This is a genomic window from Streptomyces sp. D2-8, from assembly GCF_023184515.1.
Classification (GTDB): Bacteria; Actinomycetota; Actinomycetes; order Streptomycetales; family Streptomycetaceae; genus Streptomyces.
In genome coordinates this window covers 75,109-94,290 of record NZ_JAAHBP010000031.1, presented here as the reverse complement: position 1 = coordinate 94,290, position 19,182 = coordinate 75,109, and the positions used below count along the sequence as shown (strand labels likewise).

The window sequence follows — 19,182 nt, the reverse complement described above, 5'->3', positions numbered from 1 at the left end:
GCCCGCCACCGCATCAGCGTCCTGTTCGCCATGCTCCGCGACGGCACCTTCTACGAACCACGCCTCCCCGAAGCAACCGCCGCATGACCAGCTCAGGCTTGACGAAAGACATAGAGGCACCCCCCCGGACGCACGGAGTGGGCTGCGCGGCCGGCGCAGGCAGGTCTCCCGGTGGCCATCGACGAAGCCCGAACGTCGGTTGGGTCCCGGACGACTTCTCCGGGCCGCCCCCGGACAGATCGGGGATGCAGCCATTCCCTGCGGAGCTGGATTCCCCGGAAGCCGGCCGCGCGTCGAAGAACCTGGCCCGGGGCACTGACAACGGGGCTCCGAGCGCCGCGGCCCCCGTCCGACACCGCCACCCCGGGGTGGCCGCCCTACCCGTCCACGAAGCCGAGTTCCGTATCCGGCCGGCACTGCGGGCAGGCCTTGATTCCCTCGGCGAGGGCGCGCCGGGCATGGTCGCGGTCGACGCCCTTGCTGCGCCGGCCCGCGTTCCAGCAGCCGCCGACATGGACGTAGACCGCCTCCTGGCCGGACAGACCGCGTTCGATCAGCCAGTCCGGGGAGGGCGGCCGGGCCAGGAGGCCGCGGCGGTGTTCGGCCTGGCGGCGTTCCTCGTCCGCGATCCACCGACGGGTGCGTGCCAGGTCGCGCTCCTGCACGCGCTCCAGGAAGCGGAGCAGCGCGAGCCGCGACTCTGGGTCGTTCATGCGTTCGATTCTAGGATCAGGACCGCCGCACTCCCACCCCGGGAACCCTCCGGGCTGCACCCTCAGGCAATCAGGCGGCGGTTCAGCCAGGCATGCGCGACCATCGCCAACGAGCCGCGCGCCATGAAATCGGCGCACACCATCTCATACCGGCTCACACTGGCTCACACAGCTGAACGCGATCATCAGGGAAGCTGTGCCTTCACTGTCCCCCTGGTCGCCGCCGGTGTGCAGCGGCTACCTCCGAGGTAATCGACGGTCCTCCGGTGCCCCGGCAGGCTGGGTTCCATGACGCATGCCGACACCGCTGAAGCCACCCGCTCCACCGTCCGGAAGTTCCTCGAACTCCGCCTCGCGGGCGATACCGAGGGGCTCACGGCTCTCTTCGCCGACACCGTCGACTGGATGCTCGCGGAGAACGCCGGCGTGCCCTGGATCCGGCCTCGGTCCACCGCCGCCGAATGTGCGGCGCAGGCCGATGAGCTGGCCCGGTACACCGTCCCGGAGGAGGCCCGCGCGTCCGTCGACACCGTCCTCGTCGACGGGACCGACGCCGTGCTGATGGGGCATGTCGCCGGGACCGTCCGGGCGACCGGCAAGTCCTTCTCGGGGCCCTTCGCGTTGCGGCTCACCGTCGAGGACGGACGGATCACCCGGCATCACCTCTACGAGAACAGCGTGTCGATCGCCGCGGCTTGTACGCCCTGATGCCCTGACGCCCAGCGCGTGGACCTGCGAGGTCACCCGTCGAACGTCACCCGCTGGCCTCACCGGTCACGACCCGGACGTACTGCCGCCTGTCCTCGTCCCGTACGACCACTCCCAGCCGCAGCAGTTCCCCGCGCAACTCCCGGGCATCCCCGGCGTCGTCCTCGTCCTTGCGGGCCTGGGCGCGGGCCCGCAGCAGGGCGTCCGCGCCCGCGGGCAGGCCGGGGGTGCCGGGGACCCAGCGGCGGAACTCGGCGCGGTGCGGGTCCTCCCGTGCCCACGGGTAGCCGTGCCCGGTCAGGGCGTCCGCGAGGCGCTGCCAGTTCAGGCCGCAGTGCTCCCGCGCCAGCTCGAGGCGGTCCGGGCCGAGCAGGACGAGCTGCTTGCCGTCCCGGAAGAACACGGCGATCTCCTCGCGGGTGAACTCGTGGGCGCTGTCCCGGACGGTCAGGGTCACGTGGGTGTCGCAGACGCGGACGGACAGCGACTCGTGTGCCGCCGTGAAGCCGAGCAGCAGACCGCCGAGCACGCCGACCGCGGTCGTGCCGAGGGTGAGGGCGGGTTCCGGGACCGAGGTCAGCAGTTCGGCCGGGCCTTCGAGCGGTGCCCACGGGAGGGCCAGCAGCAGGCGGGCGAGGAGCGGGAGCAGGGCGCCGGCCACGGCACCGCAGGCGACGCAGAAGAGCACGATGGCCCAGGCCGATTCGGCGAGTTCGGTGGCCTTGCCCGCCTGCGGCCGGGGGCTCTTCCGCATGGGAACGTTTCTGGCTTCCTCCATGGCTCCAGTCTCTTCAGGAGCCGCCGGCCCTGTCGTCAGCCGTTGGTCTACGCGCCCGCGACTTTGGTCGCCCTCCCGCCCGCGCCGCACTCACGGGTGCATGCGCGCCCCCTTCACCACCTTGTCCACCGCGCTCTTCGGGCCGTAGACCGCGAGCCCCGCGAGATCCAGATCCGCGGTCGGCACGGCCCGTACGGCGGCGCGGTTGTCGCGGTCGTTGCCCGTGGAGAAGAGGTCAGAGGTGAAGACCGCGCGGGGCAGGGCGCGGGAGAGGGCACGGGCGTGGGCGGTTTTCAGGGTTTCCTTGGTGGCCTCGAAGACCATGACCGGCTGGCGGAACATAGGGAGGTAGGGCACGCCGTCCGCGTCCTCGTACGCTTCGCCGATCACCTCGGGAAGCTGTGCACCCAGGCCGCTGACCAGGAACGATGTCACATTGAGGCGCTGCCAGGGCTCCAGGTCCGCGCGCAGCAGTACGGCGATCTTCGTGTCGAAGCGGATCGGTTCGGTGTTCATGGTCCGAGCGTGCCCGGCTGCCCCCGGCGGGGTCTTGTACGTTTTTTGCATGGCCTCCCCGCCGACGCGCACGAAGCCCCCGCGCACGAAGCCCCCGCGCACGAACGGGCCGGACCGGCAGCGGATCGTCTCCGCCTGGCGGCCCGCCGTCCCGGGTGTCGTCGAGGTCTTCCACGCGCGGTTCACCGAGTACGCGTATCCGATGCACGTCCACGACGCCTGGACGCTGCTGATCGTCGACACCGGCGCCGTGCGGTACGACCTCGACCGGCACGAGCACGGCACCCCGCACGACACCGTGTCGCTGCTGCCGCCGCACGTGCCGCACAACGGCTCCCCCGTCACCGCGGAGGGCTTCCGCAAGCGGGTGCTGTACCTCGACGGGACGTATCTCGGGGACGAGTTCATCGGGGCCGCGGTCGACCGGCCCGATCTGCGCGATCCGCTGCTGCGGCAGCGCGTGGGGCAGGTGCACGGCGCGCTGGGCCGGCCCGGTGAGGAACTGGAGGCCGAGAGCAGGCTGTTGTTCGTCGGGGAGCGGTTGCGCGGGCATCTGCGGGGCGACCCCGCTGCCCCTCGGCCGGCCGATCCCGTTCTCGCGCGGCGGCTGCGCGAGTTGCTGGACGAGCGGGTCGTCGAGGGCGTCGGACTGCGGGAGGCCGCCGGGCTGCTCGGCGCCCATCCCGCCCATCTCGTCCGGGCGTTCAGCACGGCCTACGGCATCGCCCCGCACCAGTACCTGACGTCCCTGCGCGTGGGGCGCGCCCGGCGGCTGCTCCTGGAGGGGCGCTCACCGGGCGACGTGGCGGTGGCGGCCGGGTTCTACGACCAGTCGCACCTCACCCGGCACTTCCGGAAGCTGGTGGGTGTGCCCCCGGGGCGTTACCGGGCCGGTTAGCGCTCGGGGCGCTGGGTGAGGTGGGCGAACGCGTCCAGGTTGCGTGTCGGCTCCCCACGCGACACCCGCCACTCGTACTCCTTGCGGATCGCCGAGGCGAAGCCCAGCTCCAGCAGGGTGTTGAAGGCGCCGTCGGAGGCCTCCAGGACCTGGCCGAGCAGGCGGTCGAGCTCGTCGGCGGTGACGGCGGACAGGGAGAGGCGGCCGGTGACGTAGACGTCGCCGTGCTGGTCGACGGCGTAACTCACGCCGTAGAGCTTGAGGTTGCGCTCCAGGAGCCAGCGGTGGACGCCTTGTTCGTTCTCGTCGGGGTGGCGGATGACGAAGGCGTTCAGTGACAGGGAGTGGCGGCCGACGATCAAGGAGACCGTCGTCTTCAGCTTGCGGGTGCCGGGGAGCTGCGCGACGTAGGTGCCGGGCTGGGGGCTCTCCCACTCCAGGTCGGCGTCCTTCAGCGCTTCCTCGACGACCTGTGCCGCCCGCTGTTGCTGATCGGTTTCACCCATGCAGCGAGCGTACGCGACGGCGGTGTGCCTGCATCGCGGCCGTGTAGACGTCCGCCGTGGCGGCGGCCGCCGTGTCCCAGCCGAAGGACTGGGCGTGCCGGGCGGCCTGGTCGCCGAGCCGGGGCACCAACTGCGGGTCGTCGGCAAAAGCGCCCAGCACGCGCGCGTAGTCGGCCGGATCGTGCCCGCGGACGAGGAAGCCGGTGTGCCCGTCGCGCACGGCGACCGGCAGGCCGCCGACCGACGCGGCCAGGACCGGGGTGCCGGCCGCCTGCGCCTCTATGGCGACCAGGCCGAAGGACTCACTGTAGGAGGGCATGACCAGCACGGAGGCGGCGCGGAACCAGTCCGCCAGCTGCTCCTGCCCGACCGGCGGGCGGAACCGTACGACGTCCGCGATGCCCAGGCGCGCGGCCAGCTTCTGCAGGCCCTCGGGCTTGGCGAGGCCGCTGCCCGAGGGCCCGCCGACGACGGGCACGAGGATGCGCGAGCGCAGTTCGGGCCGCTCGTCGAGGAGGACGGCGACGGCGCGCAGCAGCACGTCCGGGGCCTTCAGGGGCTGGATGCGGCCGGCGAAGAGCGGGATCAGCGCGTCCTGGGGCAGGCCGAGGCGGGCCCGGGCGGCGGCGCGGCCGTCGGCGGGCGAGAAGCGGCTCAGGTTCACGCCGGGGTGGACCACGGCGACCTTGTCGGTCTCGGCGGCGTAGTGCCGTACGAGTTCGTCGGCCTCTTCGGTGGTGTTGGCGATGAGGCGGTCGGCGGCGGAGACTATCTGGGTCTCGCCGATGACGCGGGCGGCCGGTTCGGGGGTGTCGCCGTCGGCCAGGTTGGCGTTCTTGACCTTGGCCATGGTGTGCATGGCGTGCACCAGGGGGACACCCCAGCGCTGGGCGGCGAGCCAGCCGACGTGGCCGGAGAGCCAGTAGTGGGAGTGGACCAGGTCGTAGTAGCCGGGGCGGTGCCCGGCCCAGGCCTGCATCACACCGTGGGTGAAGGCGCACAGCTGGGCGGGGAGGTCCTCCTTGTTGAGGCCCTCGTAAGGTCCGGCGTCGACGTGGCGGACGAGGACGCCGGGGGCCAGCTCGACGGCCGGGGGGAGGGCGGCGGCGGTCGCACGCGTGAAGATCTCGACCTCGATGCCGTGCGCGGCGAGGCGCTGGGCGAGCTCCACGATGTAGACGTTCATGCCGCCGGCGTCGCCGGTGCCCGGCTGGTGGAGCGGGGAGGTGTGCACGGAGAGCATCGCTACGCGGCGGGGCCTGCGGTGCAACCGAAGGCGCGTGGGCGACGACGCGGAGCGCCGACCGAGCCTGCCGATGTACTGGCTCACGTGGCGTTCCTCCTCGCTCCGGGCATGCCTTCGCAGGGCGCACGGTGCCCTCCGACGGGGTGCAACACCGGAAGGAGGCGCTCCATTTCCCGATTCAGGAGTTTTACCGAATCATTACCGCGTGTCGCTCAACCGTTCGAGGGTGGAGGGGTCGGGGCCAGGGCTTGAGGGGGGTACGCGTCCGGGGCCGGAGGGGTTCGCGCCCCGGGCCGGGGGAGGTCGCGCCCCGGGCCGAAGGGGGTCGCGCCCCGGGCCGAAGGGCGTCGCGCCCCGGGCCGGTGGAAGTCGCGCCCAGGACCGAAGGAGGTCACGCCCTGGGCCGAAGGAGGTCACGCCCAGGGCCGCATACCCTCGTACGCATGGCATCCCGCGCAGCGACCCGACCCCTGGGCACGGTGACGCGCGGGACGACCAACCCCAATCGGCTGCGCCGTATGGACCGCTGGATCGCGGCCACGCACGGCGCCGACCTGCGCCGCGCCGCCGATCCGGTGGCGGTCGACCTCGGCTACGGCGCCGCCCCCTGGACGGCCGTCGAGCTGCTGCGGCGCCTGCGTACGGTCGCGCCACGCGCGCGTGTGGTGGGCGTCGAGATCGAACCGGCCCGGGTCGCGGCGGCGCTGCCCTACGAGCGGGCGGGGCTCGCCTTCCGGCACGGCGGCTTCGAGATCCCGATCCCGCAGCGGCCCCTGCTCGTCCGCGCGGCGAACGTGCTGCGGCAGTACGAGGAGGGCGAGGTCGCGGCCGTGTGGCAGCGGCTGTGCGCACGGCTCGCCCCGGCCGATCCGGCGACCGGGTCGCGCGGCGGGCTGCTGGTCGAGGGGACCTGCGACGAGATCGGGCGCCGGCACGTGTGGGTCGCGCTCGGCCCGGAGGGACCCCGCACCGTCACCTTCGCGACCCGGCTGGGCTCCCTGGAACGCCCCTCGGACCTGGCGGAACGTCTGCCGAAGGCGCTCATCCACCGCAACGTCCCGGGCGAGCCGGTGCACGCGTTCCTGCGCGACTTCGACCGCGCCTGGGCGGCCGCCGCGCCCTACGCCTCCTACGGCGCCCGGCAGCGCTGGATCCGGGCGGTACGGGACCTGACGGCCGACTGGCCGGTGACGGATGGTCCGGCGCGGTGGCGGCAGGGCGAAGTGACGGTGCGGTGGGAGGCATTGGCCCCGGGCGCCTGACTCCTCCCGCCGGAAAGGGCCCGAAGGGCCCGTTGGGAACGATCTCTTTGAGTCGTTCGTCACACAGGCGGGGAGATCGCGCTGCCGGGGCATGCCTGCGAGGGGGTGGCGGGAAGTACTACTACCGCAGCGGGAAGTACCACCCTCTGTCGCTTTCCGGGTCGGCATGGCAGCATCCCCAGGCGAACCGCACGTTACTGACGGTTAATCAGTTTGGGGGCTGAGGTATGGGAACGGGCAAGCGTGGCCTGATCGCGACGGCGGTGGCCGTGGTCTGCGCGGTCACGGTGCTGGCGGCACCGGGCACGGCGTTCGCGAACCCCACCCCCTCACCCACCCCGAGCGCGGGCCCGACGCCCGCGGCCGCCAAGGACCTCGAGGCCGTCCGCAAGAAGCTCGACAAGCTCTACCGCGCCGCGGCCCGCGCCACCGACGAGTACAACGCCGCCGAGGAGAAGGCGGACAAGCAGTCCGCCGAGGTCGTCGCACTGGCCAAGAAGATCGTCAAGGGCCAGGAGAAGCTCAGGAAGCTGAAGGACCGTGCGGGCGCCGCGGCCGCCGCCCAGTACCGCGGGGGCGGGCTGCCGCCCGAGGCTCACCTGGTGCTGAGCGACGATCCGCAGGATTTCCTCGACGGCGCGGGCCGGGTCCGCGAGGGCCACCATGCGACCAAGGGCCTGCTCGGCGAACTGACCCGCACTCAGGCGGACTTGGAGCAGTACGCCAAGGACGCCTCCGCGCAGTGGAAGAAGCTGGAGGCGGGCCGCAAGGCCAAGGCCGCCGCGCAGAAGAAGATCGAGAAGCAGATCGCGCAGGCGGAGAAGCTCGAGTCCGAGCTGCAGAAGGAGGAGCAGGAGCGCCTCGTCGAGCTGGAGAAGGAGGCCGCGAACAAGGCTCAGACCGCCTGGCTCGACTCCGGCATCCTCGACGAGATCAACGGAAAGGCCTCGGAGCAGGGCAAAAAGGCCGTGAAGTACGCCACGGCCCAGATCGGCAAGCCGTACCAGTGGGGCGCCGAGGGCCCGAAGACCTACGACTGCTCGGGGCTGACGTCACAGGCCTGGATCTCCGCCGGGCGCGGCATCCCGCGCACCTCACAGGAGCAGTGGAAGCAGCTGCGGCACATCGACGTCCAGGACATGCGGCCCGGTGACCTCATCATCTACTTCGAAGACGCCAGCCATGTCGCGATGTACATGGGCGACGGGGCGATCGTGCACGCGCCGCGCCCCGGGCGGACCGTGACGATCGCGGGCGCCGGATCCATGCCCATCCTCGGGGTGGTACGGCCGGACGCCGGCGCCGCCGCCAACTGAACGCGGGCGGCGGCCCGACGACGGCACACCGAATATCGGACACCCGCGGTGACCTGCCCCACGTGACCCAGTCCACGCCCCACCGCGGGCCCGAACATACGCTGACGTGACGTTCGTCATCCCCCCGGCATCTCCGAGCTGTCCAACTGCGGGGCATATCGCGGCATATGACACTGGCCGGTGGCGCAGCGGCGTGGCTCACACCATTCCAATGCGGCGCCGACACCCGCTATGGTCCCCGTCGGTGGGTCGAGGTCCCTCGTCCCCGCCGTGCCCTCGGGGGGAGGGAAGGAACCCAAGACGATGCCCGTACCCATACCGCGGCAGAGAGCGATCCCGGCCGTGGAGAGTGGTCAGGCGCAGGCCGCGTCCCCGCGCTGCGGCTCGGCCGAGGAGCCCGTGAAGGACGCCTCGCCCACAGGCCGCACGCCGGACACCGCCGGGAACACCACGGACAAGGTGGAGAACCACACCGCCCACACCAACCTGACGCTGCTGCTGATCGAGGACGACCCGGCCGGTTCGCCGATCGTGCCGGACATGCTCGACCAGGCAGGCAAGCCGATCCGCGTCCGCACGGCCCGCAACCTGACGGAGGCCGGGCGGCTGCTGACCGACGACGTCCACTGCATCCTGCTGGACCTGGCGCTGCCCGCGCCGGGCCACGGCGACTCCGAGGACGAGCTCGCCGTGCTCAGGCATGTGCTGGAGCTCGCGCCCCGGCACGCCGTGCTGGCACTGACCGCGTCCGGCGACGCCGAGCGCGGCGCCGAGGCGGTGCGCGTGGGCGCCCAGGACTACCTCTTCCGTGACGAGCTGGACAGCAGGCTGCTGAGCAGGGCGATCCGCTACGCCGTGGAGCGCAAGCGCTCCGAGTCGGCCGAGCGCCGGCTCGCCGAGGGGCGGCTGCGGGCGCAGGAGAACCGCCGCCTGGAGCGCGGTCTGCTGCCGACGCCGCTGCTGGAGGGCTCCCCGCTGCGGTTCGCCGCCCGCTACCGCCCGGGCCGCTCGCGCGCGCTGCTCGGCGGCGACTTCTACGACGTCGTGCGCACGCCGGACGGCACCGTGCACGCCATGATCGGTGACGTCTGCGGGCACGGCCCGGACGAGGCCGCCCTCGGTGTGGAGCTGCGGATCGCGTGGCGCGCGCTGACGCTGGCGGGCCTGTGCGGCGACCAGCTGCTGGGCACCCTCCAGCAGGTGCTGGAGCACGAGCGGGCCGACGACGAGATCTTCGCGACCCTGTGCACGGTGGACATCGCACCGGACGGGCGCCGCGCCGGGCTGTGCCTGGCGGGTCACCCGTCGCCGCTGCTGGCCAGCCCGGGCAAACCGGCCCGCCTGCTGCCGTACGACAACAACGGGCCGGCCCTCGGGCTGCTGCCCGGCGCCCGCTGGCCGCGGATGCAGGTGGAGCTGGGGGCCGAGTGGAGCCTGATGCTCTACACCGACGGCCTGATCGAGGGCCACATCGGCCAGGGCCGGGAGCGGCTCGGCCAGGACGGCATGACGGAGATGGTCCGCCGCCAGTTCGCCGAGGGTCTGCGGGGCGAGCAGCTGCTGCGGGCCGCGGTGAACGAGGTGCGCGACCTCAACGGTGGCGAGCTGACGGACGACGTGGCGGTACTGCTCCTGGACCGGGTGCCGTAGCCCCGGGCGCGATGCCGCGGGGCATCGATGCCGCTGAGGGCCCTTACCGGCCGCCGTTGTACGGGCCGTAGGGGCCGTCGCTGCTGGAGCCGCGCCGGCTGCGGCCGCCGCCCGGGAGCGCCCGGATCGCGGGCCGTACGTCGACCATGTACACGATCGTCGCGATGAGGCCGATGATCGGCAGGAACGACAGGATCGGGAAGAGCAGGTTCACCACGAAGGCGATCCCGAGGACGATCAGCCAGAAGGGCTTGGTCTTCTTGTCGGCCGCACGGTAGGCGTCCTCCCGGCGCACAGCCGCGTCGAACAACGCGAAGCCGCTGAAAACGATCAGGGCCATGCTCAGAAGCCACATCAACCCTGCGAAGCCCTGCATCAGCACAACGTCCACCACCTGACTCGGATCGTCCGTCCTACGCGGTCACCGTACCCGTACAACGGGCCGGACACCCTCAGGGTGCCCGGCCCGTGTGGCCGCTCCGCCGTCCTACTTGGCGGGCGGGGTGGTCTTCTTCGCGGCGGTGGTCTTGCGCGCCGGGGCCTTCTTGGCGGCGGGGGCCTTCTTCGCCTGGGCGGCGGCGGCCGGCTTCGCCGGCTCCTCCTTGACCTCGACCGGCTGCGGCTTCGGCTCGACGGCGACGGCCAGCTCCTCGACGCCCTCGGCGACGTCCTCGATGCTGTCGGCGGCCTCGCCGCGCCAGGTCCGCACGGCCTGCTCGCCGTGCTCGGCGACCTTCTCGTAGGTCTCGCGGGCCTTGACGGCGTACTCGGCGGCCACGCCGACGCCGCGCAGCGCGAAGTCCTGGGCGCCCTCGCCGAACTTCTTCAGGTCCGCGTCGAAGTTGCTGCTGAGCTTCTTGAAGTCGGCGTCGAGAGAGCCGATGAACTCCGTGACCTTGGTCTGGAGGGTCTCCTGCGTCTCCTTGACGCGGGCAGAGGCCTCCTTGGCCCGGGCGGACGCCTTCTCCTGCACGGCCTTGGTGTCGGTGTTGCGTACGGCGTCGATCCGCGCGGGGGCCTCGGAGCGCAGCTGCTCCACCAGGGCCGGCACCTTCTTGGCCTGCTGAAGGGCGAGGTCGGCGGTGCCTGCGGCGAAGTAGAGCGGGGTCGGGTCGCTGAAGGTCTTGCGCAGGTCGTCGGTGATGGCCATGGTGATGGTCCTCCCGGATTCTGTCTCGCTTGAGGGTTCGGCTGAGGGTTGTGTGATCCGCGGCGGGCGGCCCATGCCCTGGTCCGGCTAGCCGGCCGTCTGCTGCGGGTCGGTGTCACTGGCGCCGGTGCCCTTGCGGGTCCGGCGGGTGGCGGTGGTACCGCCGTCGTTCGTGATGTCGCTCGTGCTGTCACTCTTGCTGACGCTCTTGCGGCTACGGCGCCGGGCGGGCTGACCGCCGTCGGCCTGGCCGGGCCGCGGTATCTCGGTGCCGGCGTCGGAAGCGTCCCCGTCGACACTCACCGCACCGTCGTCGGCGACGACACCGACGATGCCCGCGCCGCCCGAGCCGTCCGGGACACCCGAGACATCCGAGTCGTCGCCGGTCCCGAACCCGTTCTCCTTGCGGAAGGACTCGTAGATCTGCAGCAGCACCTGCTTCTGCCGCTCGTTCAGCGTCGGGTCGGCGAGGATGACGGCCCGCGTCTCCACCTCGTCCCGGTCCCGCTCGGCGTCGAGGATGCCGGCCCGTACGTACAGCGTCTCGGCGGAGATCCGCAGCGCCTTGGCGACCTGCTGCAGCACCTCGGCGCTCGGCTTGCGCAGCCCGCGCTCGATCTGGCTCAGATACGGATTGGACACCCCGGCGGCCTCGGCGAGCTGCCGCAGCGACAGCTGCGCGGTGCGCCGCTGCTCGCGCAGATAGTCACCGAGATTGCCGACGTTGAGCGAAGCCATGCCTCCACAGTGCAGCACTCCGCTAACTATTGCAAGCACCCGCTTGCAAAAGTGCGCCACGCCACGCGACCGCCCGCGTGGCGCCTGCCCTGTCTCGTGACGTCCGGGCCGTCTCGCACAGCTCCGGCAGCCGAAGCCCGCCCGAGGGCAGCGGTGGCCAAGCAGTGTCCGTGCCTCAGGTCGCTGCCAGAAAAACTTCCTCGACGACGATCTGTGGATCCTCGACGCGCCCGATGAAGGTGCAGGTCATCCAACCGTGCCCACTGTCGAAGAGGAGTACGCGAGCTCCCTTGGCGGCCTGGTCCTTCTTCTCCGGGATCACTGCCTTGATGCCGCGTCTGCGCAGGTGGGTCCGGTTGCCGCGGGAGGAGTAGGCCTGGCCGGCGGCGACCGCGTCCGGCCGGGTGCGGGGGCGCCCGACGGGGCCGTGGACCCGTAACTTCTTGAGGACGGGGATGAACTGCGGGCTGTCCGCGGCCTGGCCCGCGGTCAACACGAACGCCAGCGGGCGGCACTTGCGGTCGGCGGCGAGGTGGACCTTGCTGGTCTGCCCGCCCCTGGAACGGCCCAGGAGAGCGGCCCTCAGCCGGAGTTTCCGTCGCCGCCGGATGCGTCGCCGCTCTTCGCGCTCAGGATCGGTGTCGGTGTCCTGTCCGTCTTGTTCTTCGAGGCTGCCCCCTTTGACTTGGCCTTTTCCGCCTCGGCGGCGGCCTTCTCCAGGACGGTGAGGACGTCTTGGTCCAGGTGCATCCCGGCTGAGTCGTGGTGAGCCCGCGCGGTCGTGGAGTCGATGCTGACCAGGGACGGATCCACCGCACCCCGCTTCGCGGCTTCCGCGATCGGGCCCTCCAGCAGTGGCTCGAAGCTGCCGCCGTCGCGCCACTGCCGGAAGCGGTTGTGGACGGCTGACCAGGCGCCGAACTCCTGTGGCATCTCCCGCCACTGTCCGCCGGTCTTGAACCGCCAGATCACCCCCTCGAACTGCTGCCGCAGTCGCTCGGGATACGGGCCGTACTCGCCGATCGGCAGGTACGGCTCGATGAACTCCCATTCCTCGTCCGTCAGTTGCACTCGCGACACGCAAGAACGTCTACCGGTCCAGGCCCCGCTCCGAGGGCGAATCCCGCAGATTGATCACGACTCGATACGCGCCCTAGCACTTTCCCGTCATGTCCGGGCGAGCGGCATCCGAGGTGAGCAGGTCGCGCAACGCCTCCATGAGCAGGCGGCTCTCGTCCGCGACGGCTGCCGGCCGGGCTGACGGCCCCGCCCCGCAACTCCCCCCGCCCGCACCCGATTTCAGCTCCCGGCCGCTTCCGGAAGGCCTCCTTCTCCACCAGGAGAAGGAGGCCTTCTCATCACCTGGGACGACTTCCGCTCGCACGGCCAACGCACAGCGTCCGATCCGCCTCTTCCTCCCCAACGGGGCAACCGCACGTGACGAAAGGACGCGATGTGCGTACGAGAAACGCCGGCCGGATCGTACTGGCCCTCACCGCGACGGGAGCGGTGCTGGCACCCCCGGCACTGGCGTACGCGGAGGAACCGCTCCGCGTCGACCTGAGGGCGGACGTCGACCGCGACGGGCGGGTCGACCTCGCCGGGGGCACCGACACGGCCGGTGAGGACACCTGGTCCGTCGGCCGGGGCGCGGTCTTCCTGCCCAACATCGACGACGACAGCAAGAGGTGCCCGACCACCGGCCCGGGCGGCCGCAGGCTCTCCGACGCCAAACTGGCCGCCTGCAACGACGCCTCCGACAACAAGGTCAACGGCCGCGCCGACGCCGCCGACCTGGCCCGGGTGCGCTCGGTCCCGCTGAAGAACCTGCCGTCCGGCGCCAAGGGCAGCGTCAAGGTCACCAAGGGCGCTGACCGGAGCAGGGTCTTCGTCAAGCGCAACGGCGCCTGGAAACTCGTCACTTCGCAGACCCGGCTGACGAAGGCCGAACTGGCCGCGGGTGTCGAGTTCGGCGTAGAGGGCAAGGACGTCATCCGCGACAGCGCGAAGTGGGACGGCCACGTGTCGGTCCGGCTGAAGGTGACCTCCTCCGCCGGCACCGCCTCCGACACCGTCACCCTGCGCGCCGCCCCGCTGCTCACCCACCACGCGCTGCAGAACACACAGCAGCTGCTGGTCACCAAGATCAAGGGCAACGACCCCTGGGCCAAGCACCAGCGGAAGTTCGTCAAGAACCTGGAGAAGGAGGCCCAGCAGGCCGGCATCACCAAGCCGCTGGTGACCTTCGAGAAGTACGGCGACATCTGGGCCCAGGACTTCGTCGAGCCGGCCTACCTCAACATGACCGGCCCGGACGGCCGTCAGCGGACGATGCGCGTGATGCTGCGCTCCGCCCAGGACCGCGAGGCGGGCCGTGAGCTCTACGAGAAGCTGCGCGGCCCGAACATCGGCGTCGTGCAGGCCAAGGGCCGCGACATGCAGGGCTGGGAGACCCTGAACTCCTACGGGAACCTGGAGACCATCCCGCCGTACGCGCACAACGGCCGCTCGTTCCCGGCCGGACGGATCATCATGGGCGAGCGCAAGGACGGCAGCGGCGTGCGCCCCTCCAAGGAGATACGCACGCTGCTGACGTCACAGGGCCTGCAGGACCCGCTGCTCCTGGACACCTCGTGGCTGCACGTCGGGCACGTCGACGAGTTCATCCAGTTCCTGCCCGCCGACACCCCGCGCGGCTGGCGGATCGGTGTCGCCGACCCCGGGGCCGGCATCGAACTGCTCCGTGCCGCCCAGCGCGACGGCCACGGCGCGACCAAGATGTTCTCCGTGCCGGGCTTCGACGGCGCCTCTGCTCCCAAGGAGACCATCGACCAGGCCCTCGCCTCCCGGTACCTGGTGAAGGACAACACCATGGCGGCCGGGAAGATCGCCGCCAACCTGGAGATCCTCAAGCGGGAGACGGGCGTCAGCGACGCGGAGATCGTCAAGGTTCCCGCCCTGTACACCCGCGGGATGGAGACCGGCGACGAGGGCACCCGCGTGCCGCTGCTCCGCCGTCTCGGCGGCAGCGCCGACCCGGAGGTCGTTGAGCGGCACGGCCAGCAGCAGCTCCTCGGCCGGGACGGGAACGCAAACGCGGGCGCCTCCGCCGCGCCCGCTCCCGAGACCGTCATGACCAGCGCCTACGTGCCGGGCGCCGTCAACGGCATCCTGCTCTCCCGCGACCGCTACCTCGCCCCGCGCCAGTGGGGTCCCGTCATCGGCGGCAAGGACGTCTTCACCGAGGCCGTCACCGCCGCGTACACGGGCGCCGGCATGAAGGTGTCGTACGTCGACGACTGGTACACGTACCACCTCGGCATGGGCGAGATCCACTGCGGCACCAACACCCTGCGCGACGCCTCCGCCGCCTGGTGGAAGCCGTAGCCACACGCTCCCCCGACAGCGAAACCACCCCCAGGTCGCCGACCTGGGGGTGGTTCCATCCGTGAGCGTCTTCGCCCGCTTCGGTGCCCACGGTGTCCGGTACGGGCACGCGCATCCCCCGGGACTCGGCGACCCGCAGGGCGTCGCTCAGGCACTCGGCGAGACGAAGGCCGGCGAAACGCACCTCCCTGTACGGCGAGGCCGGGTCGTCCAGCACCTTGCGGGCGAGGCCGAGCACGTCCGCGCCGGTGGCGAGCTGGATGTGCCGCAGGGGCCGACCAGGTCTGCAGAAGTGGGCCTCCTGCGCGCAACCGGTCGTGAGTCTGCTGAGCCCGTTGGCGCGCCAATGGGGAGTCGTTCCGCACGAAGATCAGGCGGATCGTGCTCTTGCTCGGCATCTCGGTGGCTGGAGGTCGTAGCCGAGCTCGTAGCCCATCGCCGTGATCTTGTCGGAGTGCCTGCCCTCGAAGCCTCCGAGAAGGAACTCGGTGCGCCCCCGCCCGTCGAAGGAGGCCAAGACGTCAGCATCTTTCATCGCGCTGCTCACCTTCCCTGCCGAGCGCGATCAGTGCGCCACGCCACCTACCCGTGGTCTTCCCTCCGCCGTTTCACTCAGGCCAGGAACGCGTGCAGGTCGGCCACCGCGAGGGTCTGTTCCGCTGCGTAGGCCTCGAAGGTGCTCACCCGTCGGAAGCCGAGGCGGGCGGCCAGATCGAGGGAGCGCGTGTTGGCCGTCTGGGTCACGATCAGGACGGGCTGGTCGGGCAGTTCGGACGCGGCGGTGCGCAACGCGGCCGTGGCCGCTTCGAAGGCCAGTCCCGCGCCCCAGGCGTCGCGGCGCAGGACATAGGTCAGTTCCAGTTCCCCGCCCTCCTCGGTGACATGGCCGGGGAGGTCGGCGGGGCGCCGGTGGAGCAGGAGTGTTCCGAGGAGGCGGTCGGTCGTCCTGTCGGCGATGACGAACGTGCCGGGCTGGTCGGTGACATGCGGGACGCCCAGCGCGTCGAGATACTGCTCGACCGCGCTCCGCGGCCTCGGGCCGCCGAGGTGTAACCGGACCCGGGGATCGGTCTGGAGCTCGATGAGTCCGTCGCGGTCGGCGTCTCGCGCCGTGCGCAGCCGGAGTCGGGCCGAGGTGATCTCCGTGGCGGCAAGGGTGGGGGACTTTCCCACTGAGTTCGGCGAGTTCGGTGAGCTCGGTGAGTACGGTGAGCTCGGTGAGTACGGTGAGCTCGGTGAATTCGGTGCGTTCATGAGGGCCATCCTGGCCGAGCGCGAGGTCCTGTTCGGGTCGCACTCCTCATTCGGGCGCAGCGAGGCCCGCGACGATGCAGAAGGGGTGCCCGGCCGGATCGGTGAGGACCCGCCATTTGTCCTCGTTCGGCTGTGGATCCGGCTTTCCGGCCCCCAGTTCCAGCAGTCGGGCCTCCGTCTCGTCCAGGTCCACGACCCGGAAGCAGCAGTGCAGCTGCTGGGGAACGGCCGGGTCGGGCCAGCTGGGAGCCCGGTGGCCGTCGACCCGCTGAAAGCCGATGGAGAGACCGCCCTCGCTCTCCAGAGCGGCGAAGTCGGTGTCCGAGTTCGGGTGGATCCCGAGTCCGGTGGCCTGCTGGTAGAACGCCGCCAGGGCGAGCGGATCGGCGCAGTCGAGGGTGATCGCGCTCAACCGCATGTGCACGGGCATGCCGCCTCCGGGCCGGCCGGTGGGAACTCTCACCCTGCACACCCTAGAAGCGGCCGACCGCCAATCCGTTCGACGAGCCGAGCCGTGCTCCGCCATGATCGGCACTCGTGACGACTCCTCAGCAGCTCCTGGTCCGGGACGCCGCCCGTGACAACGCCGCGTGGTGTGCGGTGATGTGCCGGGTGCATGGGGTGGAGAGCGCGTTCGAGGAGGAGACCTGGGCCGCTGCGCGACGTACGCCCGTCTACTACCCCGACGCGGTGACGCTGAGGCCGGGCGCCGACCCGATCGCGCTCGTGGCACGGATCGACACGGTCTCGCCCGGGGCCTCGGTCAAGGACAGCTTCGCCGACCTCGACCTGACGGGGGCGGGGTTCCGGGTGCTGTTCGAGGCGGAGTGGATTCATCGTGCGGCAGGTGGGTCCGTCGCCGCGCCGGATCTCGCGTGGGAGGTCGTGAGTGATCCGGACGCGCTGCGTGACTGGGCCCTGGCCTGGGACGACGGGGGCGGGAACGCGGACCTCTTCGGTCCGGGGCTGCTCGACGATCCGGAGACGTTCGTGCTCGCCGGGCGATCCGCCGACGGACGGGTGGTCTGCGGGGCGGTGGCCGGCCGGAGCAGTCGCGTGGTCGGGGTGTCCAACGTCTTCGGGCCGCCCGACGCGGCCTGGCCCCTCGTCCTGCACGCGGTCGGCCATCTCTTCCCCGCCCTGCCCGTCGTGGGCTACGAACAGGGCACCGGCCTGGCGGCCGCCCTCCGGTACGGCTTCGAGGCCGTCGGACCGCTGCGGGTGTGGGTGCACGAGCGGTCCGCCTGACCCCCGCCCAGGTCACCCCGGCTTGTACGCCAGAAACGTGCCCACCTGCCTCTTCGACCCACCCTCCGGTTCCTGCACCACCCGCGCCGTGAGCACCAGCCCGGCACGGTGGAGGAGTTCGGCGATGCGGTCCGGCGGGAGCAGGTACGACTCGTAGGACACCGGGTGGTCGCCGTAGGCGCGGGTCGGGCGGAGGTGCTCGTCGTTGCCGACATGGCCGGCCAGCATCAGCCTGCCGCCGGGCGCCAGGGCGCGGTGGAACTCGGAGAAGACGGTCGGCAGCCACTGCGGCGGGGTGTGGTGGGTGGCGTAGTACGCGAGGATGCCGCCGAGTTCACCGTCGGCGATGTCCAGCGCGGTCATCGAGCCGACGGTGAAGCGGAGTTCCGGATACGCCGCCCGGGCCAGCTCGACCATCCTCGGCGACACGTCGACGCCGAAGACCGGCACCCCGAGGGCGGCCAGGTGTGCCGTCACCTTGCCGGGGCCGCAGCCCAGGTCGGCGACCGGCCCGGGGTGCGGGGGCCGTACGAGGTCGGCGAACGCGGCCAGCATCGCGCGGGACACCGGGTCCAGCTCGGCCGGTTCCTTGACGCGTCGGGCGTAGTCGGCGGCGACGGTGTCGTAGGACTCGCGGACCGCGGTGAGGTGGGAGGGTTCGGTCATGCCGCGAACCTAGGCGACAGCGGTGACACGGCTCGTACTCCGACGCCGGTACATCGGCCTGCTCCCGCCGTCGGGCGCCCTCGAGGACGTCGGTCGGCACGGTGGTCGGCGTGGGTACGAACCCGAAACTCGGCCGCCCGGCCCGCCGGGCCGTCCTCGTCGTGCACGTCAACGCCTCCGCCGGCTGGCTCGGGCTCACGCTCGGGCTGCTCGGGCTCGGGATCACCGCGGCCGCCACCGGATCCGCCGTGACCGTGGAGGCCTCCGTCCGGGCCATGAAGCTCTTCGCCGACTGGCTCCCGCCCCCCGTCGCGTTCCTCACGCTCCTCAGCGGCCTGCTGCTGTCGCTGGGCACGGTGTGGGGGCTGGCCCGGTACCGGTGGGTGTACACGAAGTTCTGGCTGCCCCTCGCCACGACCACCGCCACGGTGTTCGCGCTGCGCCCCGGGGTGAACTCCGCGGTAGCCGGGGCCGGAGACGGCGGGTCCCCGCCCAATCCATTTGCCTAAATCTATTAGGCAGATGCACACTCCCTTCAGGCAGAAGAGAGGACCCTTATGGCACGCGTAGGGCTGACAGCGGAGCGGCTGACCGAGGCCGGCGCCGAGCTCGCCGACGAGGTCGGCTTCGAGCAGGTCACCGTCTCGGCGCTCGCCCGTCGGTTCGACGTCAAGGTCGCGAGCCTGTACTCGCATGTGCGGAACTCCCAGGACCTGAAGACCAGGATCGCCCTGCTCGCCCTCACGGAACTCGCCGACCGGGCCGCCGACGCCCTGGCCGGACGGGCCGGCAAGGACGCCCTGGCCGCCCTCGCGAACGTGTACCGCGACTACGCCCGGGAACACCCCGGCCGCTACGCCGCGGCCCAGCTGCGGCTCGACCCGCAGACGGCGGCCGCGAGCGCCGGTGTCCGGCACGCGCAGATGACCCGGGCACTGCTGCGCGGCTACGACCTGACGGAGCCGGACCAGACCCACGCGGTCCGGCTGCTCGGCAGCGTCTTCCACGGCTACGTCAGCCTGGAGCTCGGCGGCGGTTTCAGCCACAGCGCCCCGGACACCGAGGAGACCTGGGCCCGGATCCTCGACGCCCTCGACGCCCTGCTGCGGAACTGGCCCGCGGCCCCTACCGATCCCCGAGGCTGAC

General features: G+C 71.6%; 20 protein-coding genes and 2 pseudogenes. 9 read left to right on the top strand and 13 right to left on the bottom strand.

Annotated features, from left to right (window positions below):
• Positions 1-377: 377 nt before the first annotated feature.
• Positions 378-713 (bottom strand): DUF6233 domain-containing protein, encoded by a 336-nt coding sequence (locus G3I77_RS37580; protein WP_248511268.1) that lies wholly within the window; start codon positions 711-713, stop codon positions 378-380.
• Positions 714-1,001: 288 nt separating this feature from the next.
• Here G3I77_RS37580 and G3I77_RS37575 point away from each other — a divergent pair, with 288 nt between their 5' ends.
• Positions 1,002-1,421, top strand: coding sequence for a nuclear transport factor 2 family protein (locus G3I77_RS37575; RefSeq protein WP_248511266.1), 420 nt, complete (start codon positions 1,002-1,004; stop codon positions 1,419-1,421).
• Between the two features lie 46 nt (positions 1,422-1,467).
• Here G3I77_RS37575 and G3I77_RS37570 read toward each other — a convergent pair whose 3' ends face one another.
• Together G3I77_RS37570 and G3I77_RS37565 are read right to left on the bottom strand one after the other, a co-directional pair.
• Positions 1,468-2,175, bottom strand: coding sequence for a hypothetical protein (locus tag G3I77_RS37570; RefSeq protein ID WP_248511264.1), 708 nt, complete (start codon positions 2,173-2,175; stop codon positions 1,468-1,470).
• Between the two features lie 114 nt (positions 2,176-2,289).
• Entirely contained in the window at positions 2,290-2,715 is a 426-nt protein-coding gene (locus G3I77_RS37565) for a DUF2000 domain-containing protein (RefSeq protein WP_248511262.1), read from the bottom strand.
• A 49-nt stretch (positions 2,716-2,764) separates the two neighbouring features.
• On the opposite strand from G3I77_RS37565, the gene G3I77_RS37560 reads away from it, so the two are divergent.
• On the top strand, positions 2,765-3,613 hold the full coding sequence (locus tag G3I77_RS37560; RefSeq protein WP_248511260.1) for an AraC family transcriptional regulator: 849 nt from the start codon (positions 2,765-2,767) through the stop codon (positions 3,611-3,613).
• Here G3I77_RS37560 and G3I77_RS37555 read toward each other — a convergent pair.
• Both G3I77_RS37555 and mshA read right to left on the bottom strand, forming a co-directional pair.
• Positions 3,610-4,119 carry a YbjN domain-containing protein gene (locus G3I77_RS37555; RefSeq protein WP_248511258.1) on the bottom strand — a complete coding sequence of 170 codons (510 nt, stop codon included), beginning with the start codon at positions 4,117-4,119 and terminating at the stop codon, positions 3,610-3,612. The genes G3I77_RS37560 and G3I77_RS37555 overlap by 4 nt on opposite strands.
• Positions 4,112-5,449 (bottom strand): D-inositol-3-phosphate glycosyltransferase, encoded by a 1,338-nt coding sequence (gene mshA / locus G3I77_RS37550; RefSeq protein ID WP_248511256.1) that lies wholly within the window; start codon positions 5,447-5,449, stop codon positions 4,112-4,114. The genes G3I77_RS37555 and mshA overlap by 8 nt, the downstream gene beginning before the upstream one ends.
• Positions 5,450-5,808: 359 nt before the next feature.
• On the opposite strand from mshA, the gene G3I77_RS37545 reads away from it, so the two are divergent.
• From G3I77_RS37545 to G3I77_RS37535, 3 genes are all read left to right on the top strand, one after another.
• Entirely contained in the window at positions 5,809-6,627 is an 819-nt protein-coding gene (locus tag G3I77_RS37545) for a class I SAM-dependent methyltransferase (RefSeq protein ID WP_248511254.1), read from the top strand.
• Positions 6,628-6,854: 227 nt separating this feature from the next.
• Positions 6,855-7,943: a C40 family peptidase gene (locus tag G3I77_RS37540; RefSeq protein WP_248511252.1), complete on the top strand. Its 1,089-nt coding sequence runs from the start codon at positions 6,855-6,857 to the stop codon at positions 7,941-7,943.
• Between the two features lie 303 nt (positions 7,944-8,246).
• Positions 8,247-9,593, top strand: a complete 1,347-nt coding sequence (locus G3I77_RS37535) for a PP2C family protein-serine/threonine phosphatase (RefSeq protein ID WP_248511243.1) — start codon at positions 8,247-8,249, stop codon at positions 9,591-9,593.
• A gap of 43 nt (positions 9,594-9,636) precedes the next feature.
• Here G3I77_RS37535 and G3I77_RS37530 read toward each other — a convergent pair whose 3' ends face one another.
• The 4 genes and pseudogenes from G3I77_RS37530 to G3I77_RS37515 all read right to left on the bottom strand — a co-directional run.
• A complete protein-coding gene (locus tag G3I77_RS37530) occupies positions 9,637-9,969 on the bottom strand; it encodes a DUF2516 family protein (RefSeq protein WP_248511278.1) in 333 nt (110 codons plus the stop codon).
• 111 nt (positions 9,970-10,080) lie between these two features.
• Positions 10,081-10,743: a hypothetical protein gene (locus G3I77_RS37525; RefSeq protein ID WP_248511241.1), complete on the bottom strand. Its 663-nt coding sequence runs from the start codon at positions 10,741-10,743 to the stop codon at positions 10,081-10,083.
• A gap of 87 nt (positions 10,744-10,830) precedes the next feature.
• On the bottom strand, positions 10,831-11,481 hold the full coding sequence (locus tag G3I77_RS37520; protein WP_248511238.1) for a helix-turn-helix domain-containing protein: 651 nt from the start codon (positions 11,479-11,481) through the stop codon (positions 10,831-10,833).
• A gap of 280 nt (positions 11,482-11,761) precedes the next feature.
• A pseudogene (locus G3I77_RS37515) lies at positions 11,762-12,561 on the bottom strand (transposase); the annotation flags it as partial.
• Between the two features lie 375 nt (positions 12,562-12,936).
• Here G3I77_RS37515 and G3I77_RS37510 point away from each other — a divergent pair.
• Positions 12,937-14,868, top strand: coding sequence for a protein-arginine deiminase domain-containing protein (locus G3I77_RS37510; RefSeq protein WP_248511236.1), 1,932 nt, complete (start codon positions 12,937-12,939; stop codon positions 14,866-14,868).
• A gap of 370 nt (positions 14,869-15,238) precedes the next feature.
• Here G3I77_RS37510 and G3I77_RS37505 read toward each other — a convergent pair whose 3' ends face one another.
• The 3 genes from G3I77_RS37505 to G3I77_RS37495 form a co-directional block, all read right to left on the bottom strand.
• Positions 15,239-15,403, bottom strand: coding sequence for a hypothetical protein (locus G3I77_RS37505; RefSeq protein WP_248511234.1), 165 nt, complete (start codon positions 15,401-15,403; stop codon positions 15,239-15,241).
• 77 nt (positions 15,404-15,480) lie between these two features.
• Positions 15,481-16,041 (bottom strand): GNAT family N-acetyltransferase, encoded by a 561-nt coding sequence (locus tag G3I77_RS37500; protein WP_248511232.1) that lies wholly within the window; start codon positions 16,039-16,041, stop codon positions 15,481-15,483.
• Between the two features lie 127 nt (positions 16,042-16,168).
• Positions 16,169-16,552, bottom strand: coding sequence for a VOC family protein (locus G3I77_RS37495; protein ID WP_248511276.1), 384 nt, complete (start codon positions 16,550-16,552; stop codon positions 16,169-16,171).
• 107 nt (positions 16,553-16,659) lie between these two features.
• Between G3I77_RS37495 and G3I77_RS37490 the strand changes: the two genes are divergently transcribed.
• Complete coding sequence (locus tag G3I77_RS37490) at positions 16,660-17,370, top strand: hypothetical protein (RefSeq protein ID WP_248511230.1); 711 nt, start codon at positions 16,660-16,662, stop codon at positions 17,368-17,370.
• A 12-nt stretch (positions 17,371-17,382) separates the two neighbouring features.
• On the opposite strand, the gene G3I77_RS37485 is transcribed toward G3I77_RS37490, so the two are convergent.
• The gene (locus tag G3I77_RS37485; protein WP_248511228.1) at positions 17,383-18,036 is read right to left on the bottom strand and encodes a class I SAM-dependent methyltransferase; all 654 of its coding nucleotides are present in this window, start codon (positions 18,034-18,036) and stop codon (positions 17,383-17,385) included.
• Positions 18,037-18,146: 110 nt separating this feature from the next.
• On the opposite strand from G3I77_RS37485, the pseudogene G3I77_RS37480 reads away from it, so the two are divergent.
• Positions 18,147-18,533 (top strand): annotated as a pseudogene (locus G3I77_RS37480) (DUF2269 domain-containing protein); the annotation flags it as partial.
• A 60-nt stretch (positions 18,534-18,593) separates the two neighbouring features.
• Positions 18,594-19,181: a TetR/AcrR family transcriptional regulator gene (locus G3I77_RS37475; RefSeq protein WP_248511226.1), complete on the top strand. Its 588-nt coding sequence runs from the start codon at positions 18,594-18,596 to the stop codon at positions 19,179-19,181.
• The last annotated feature ends 1 nt before the right edge of the window (position 19,182 follow it).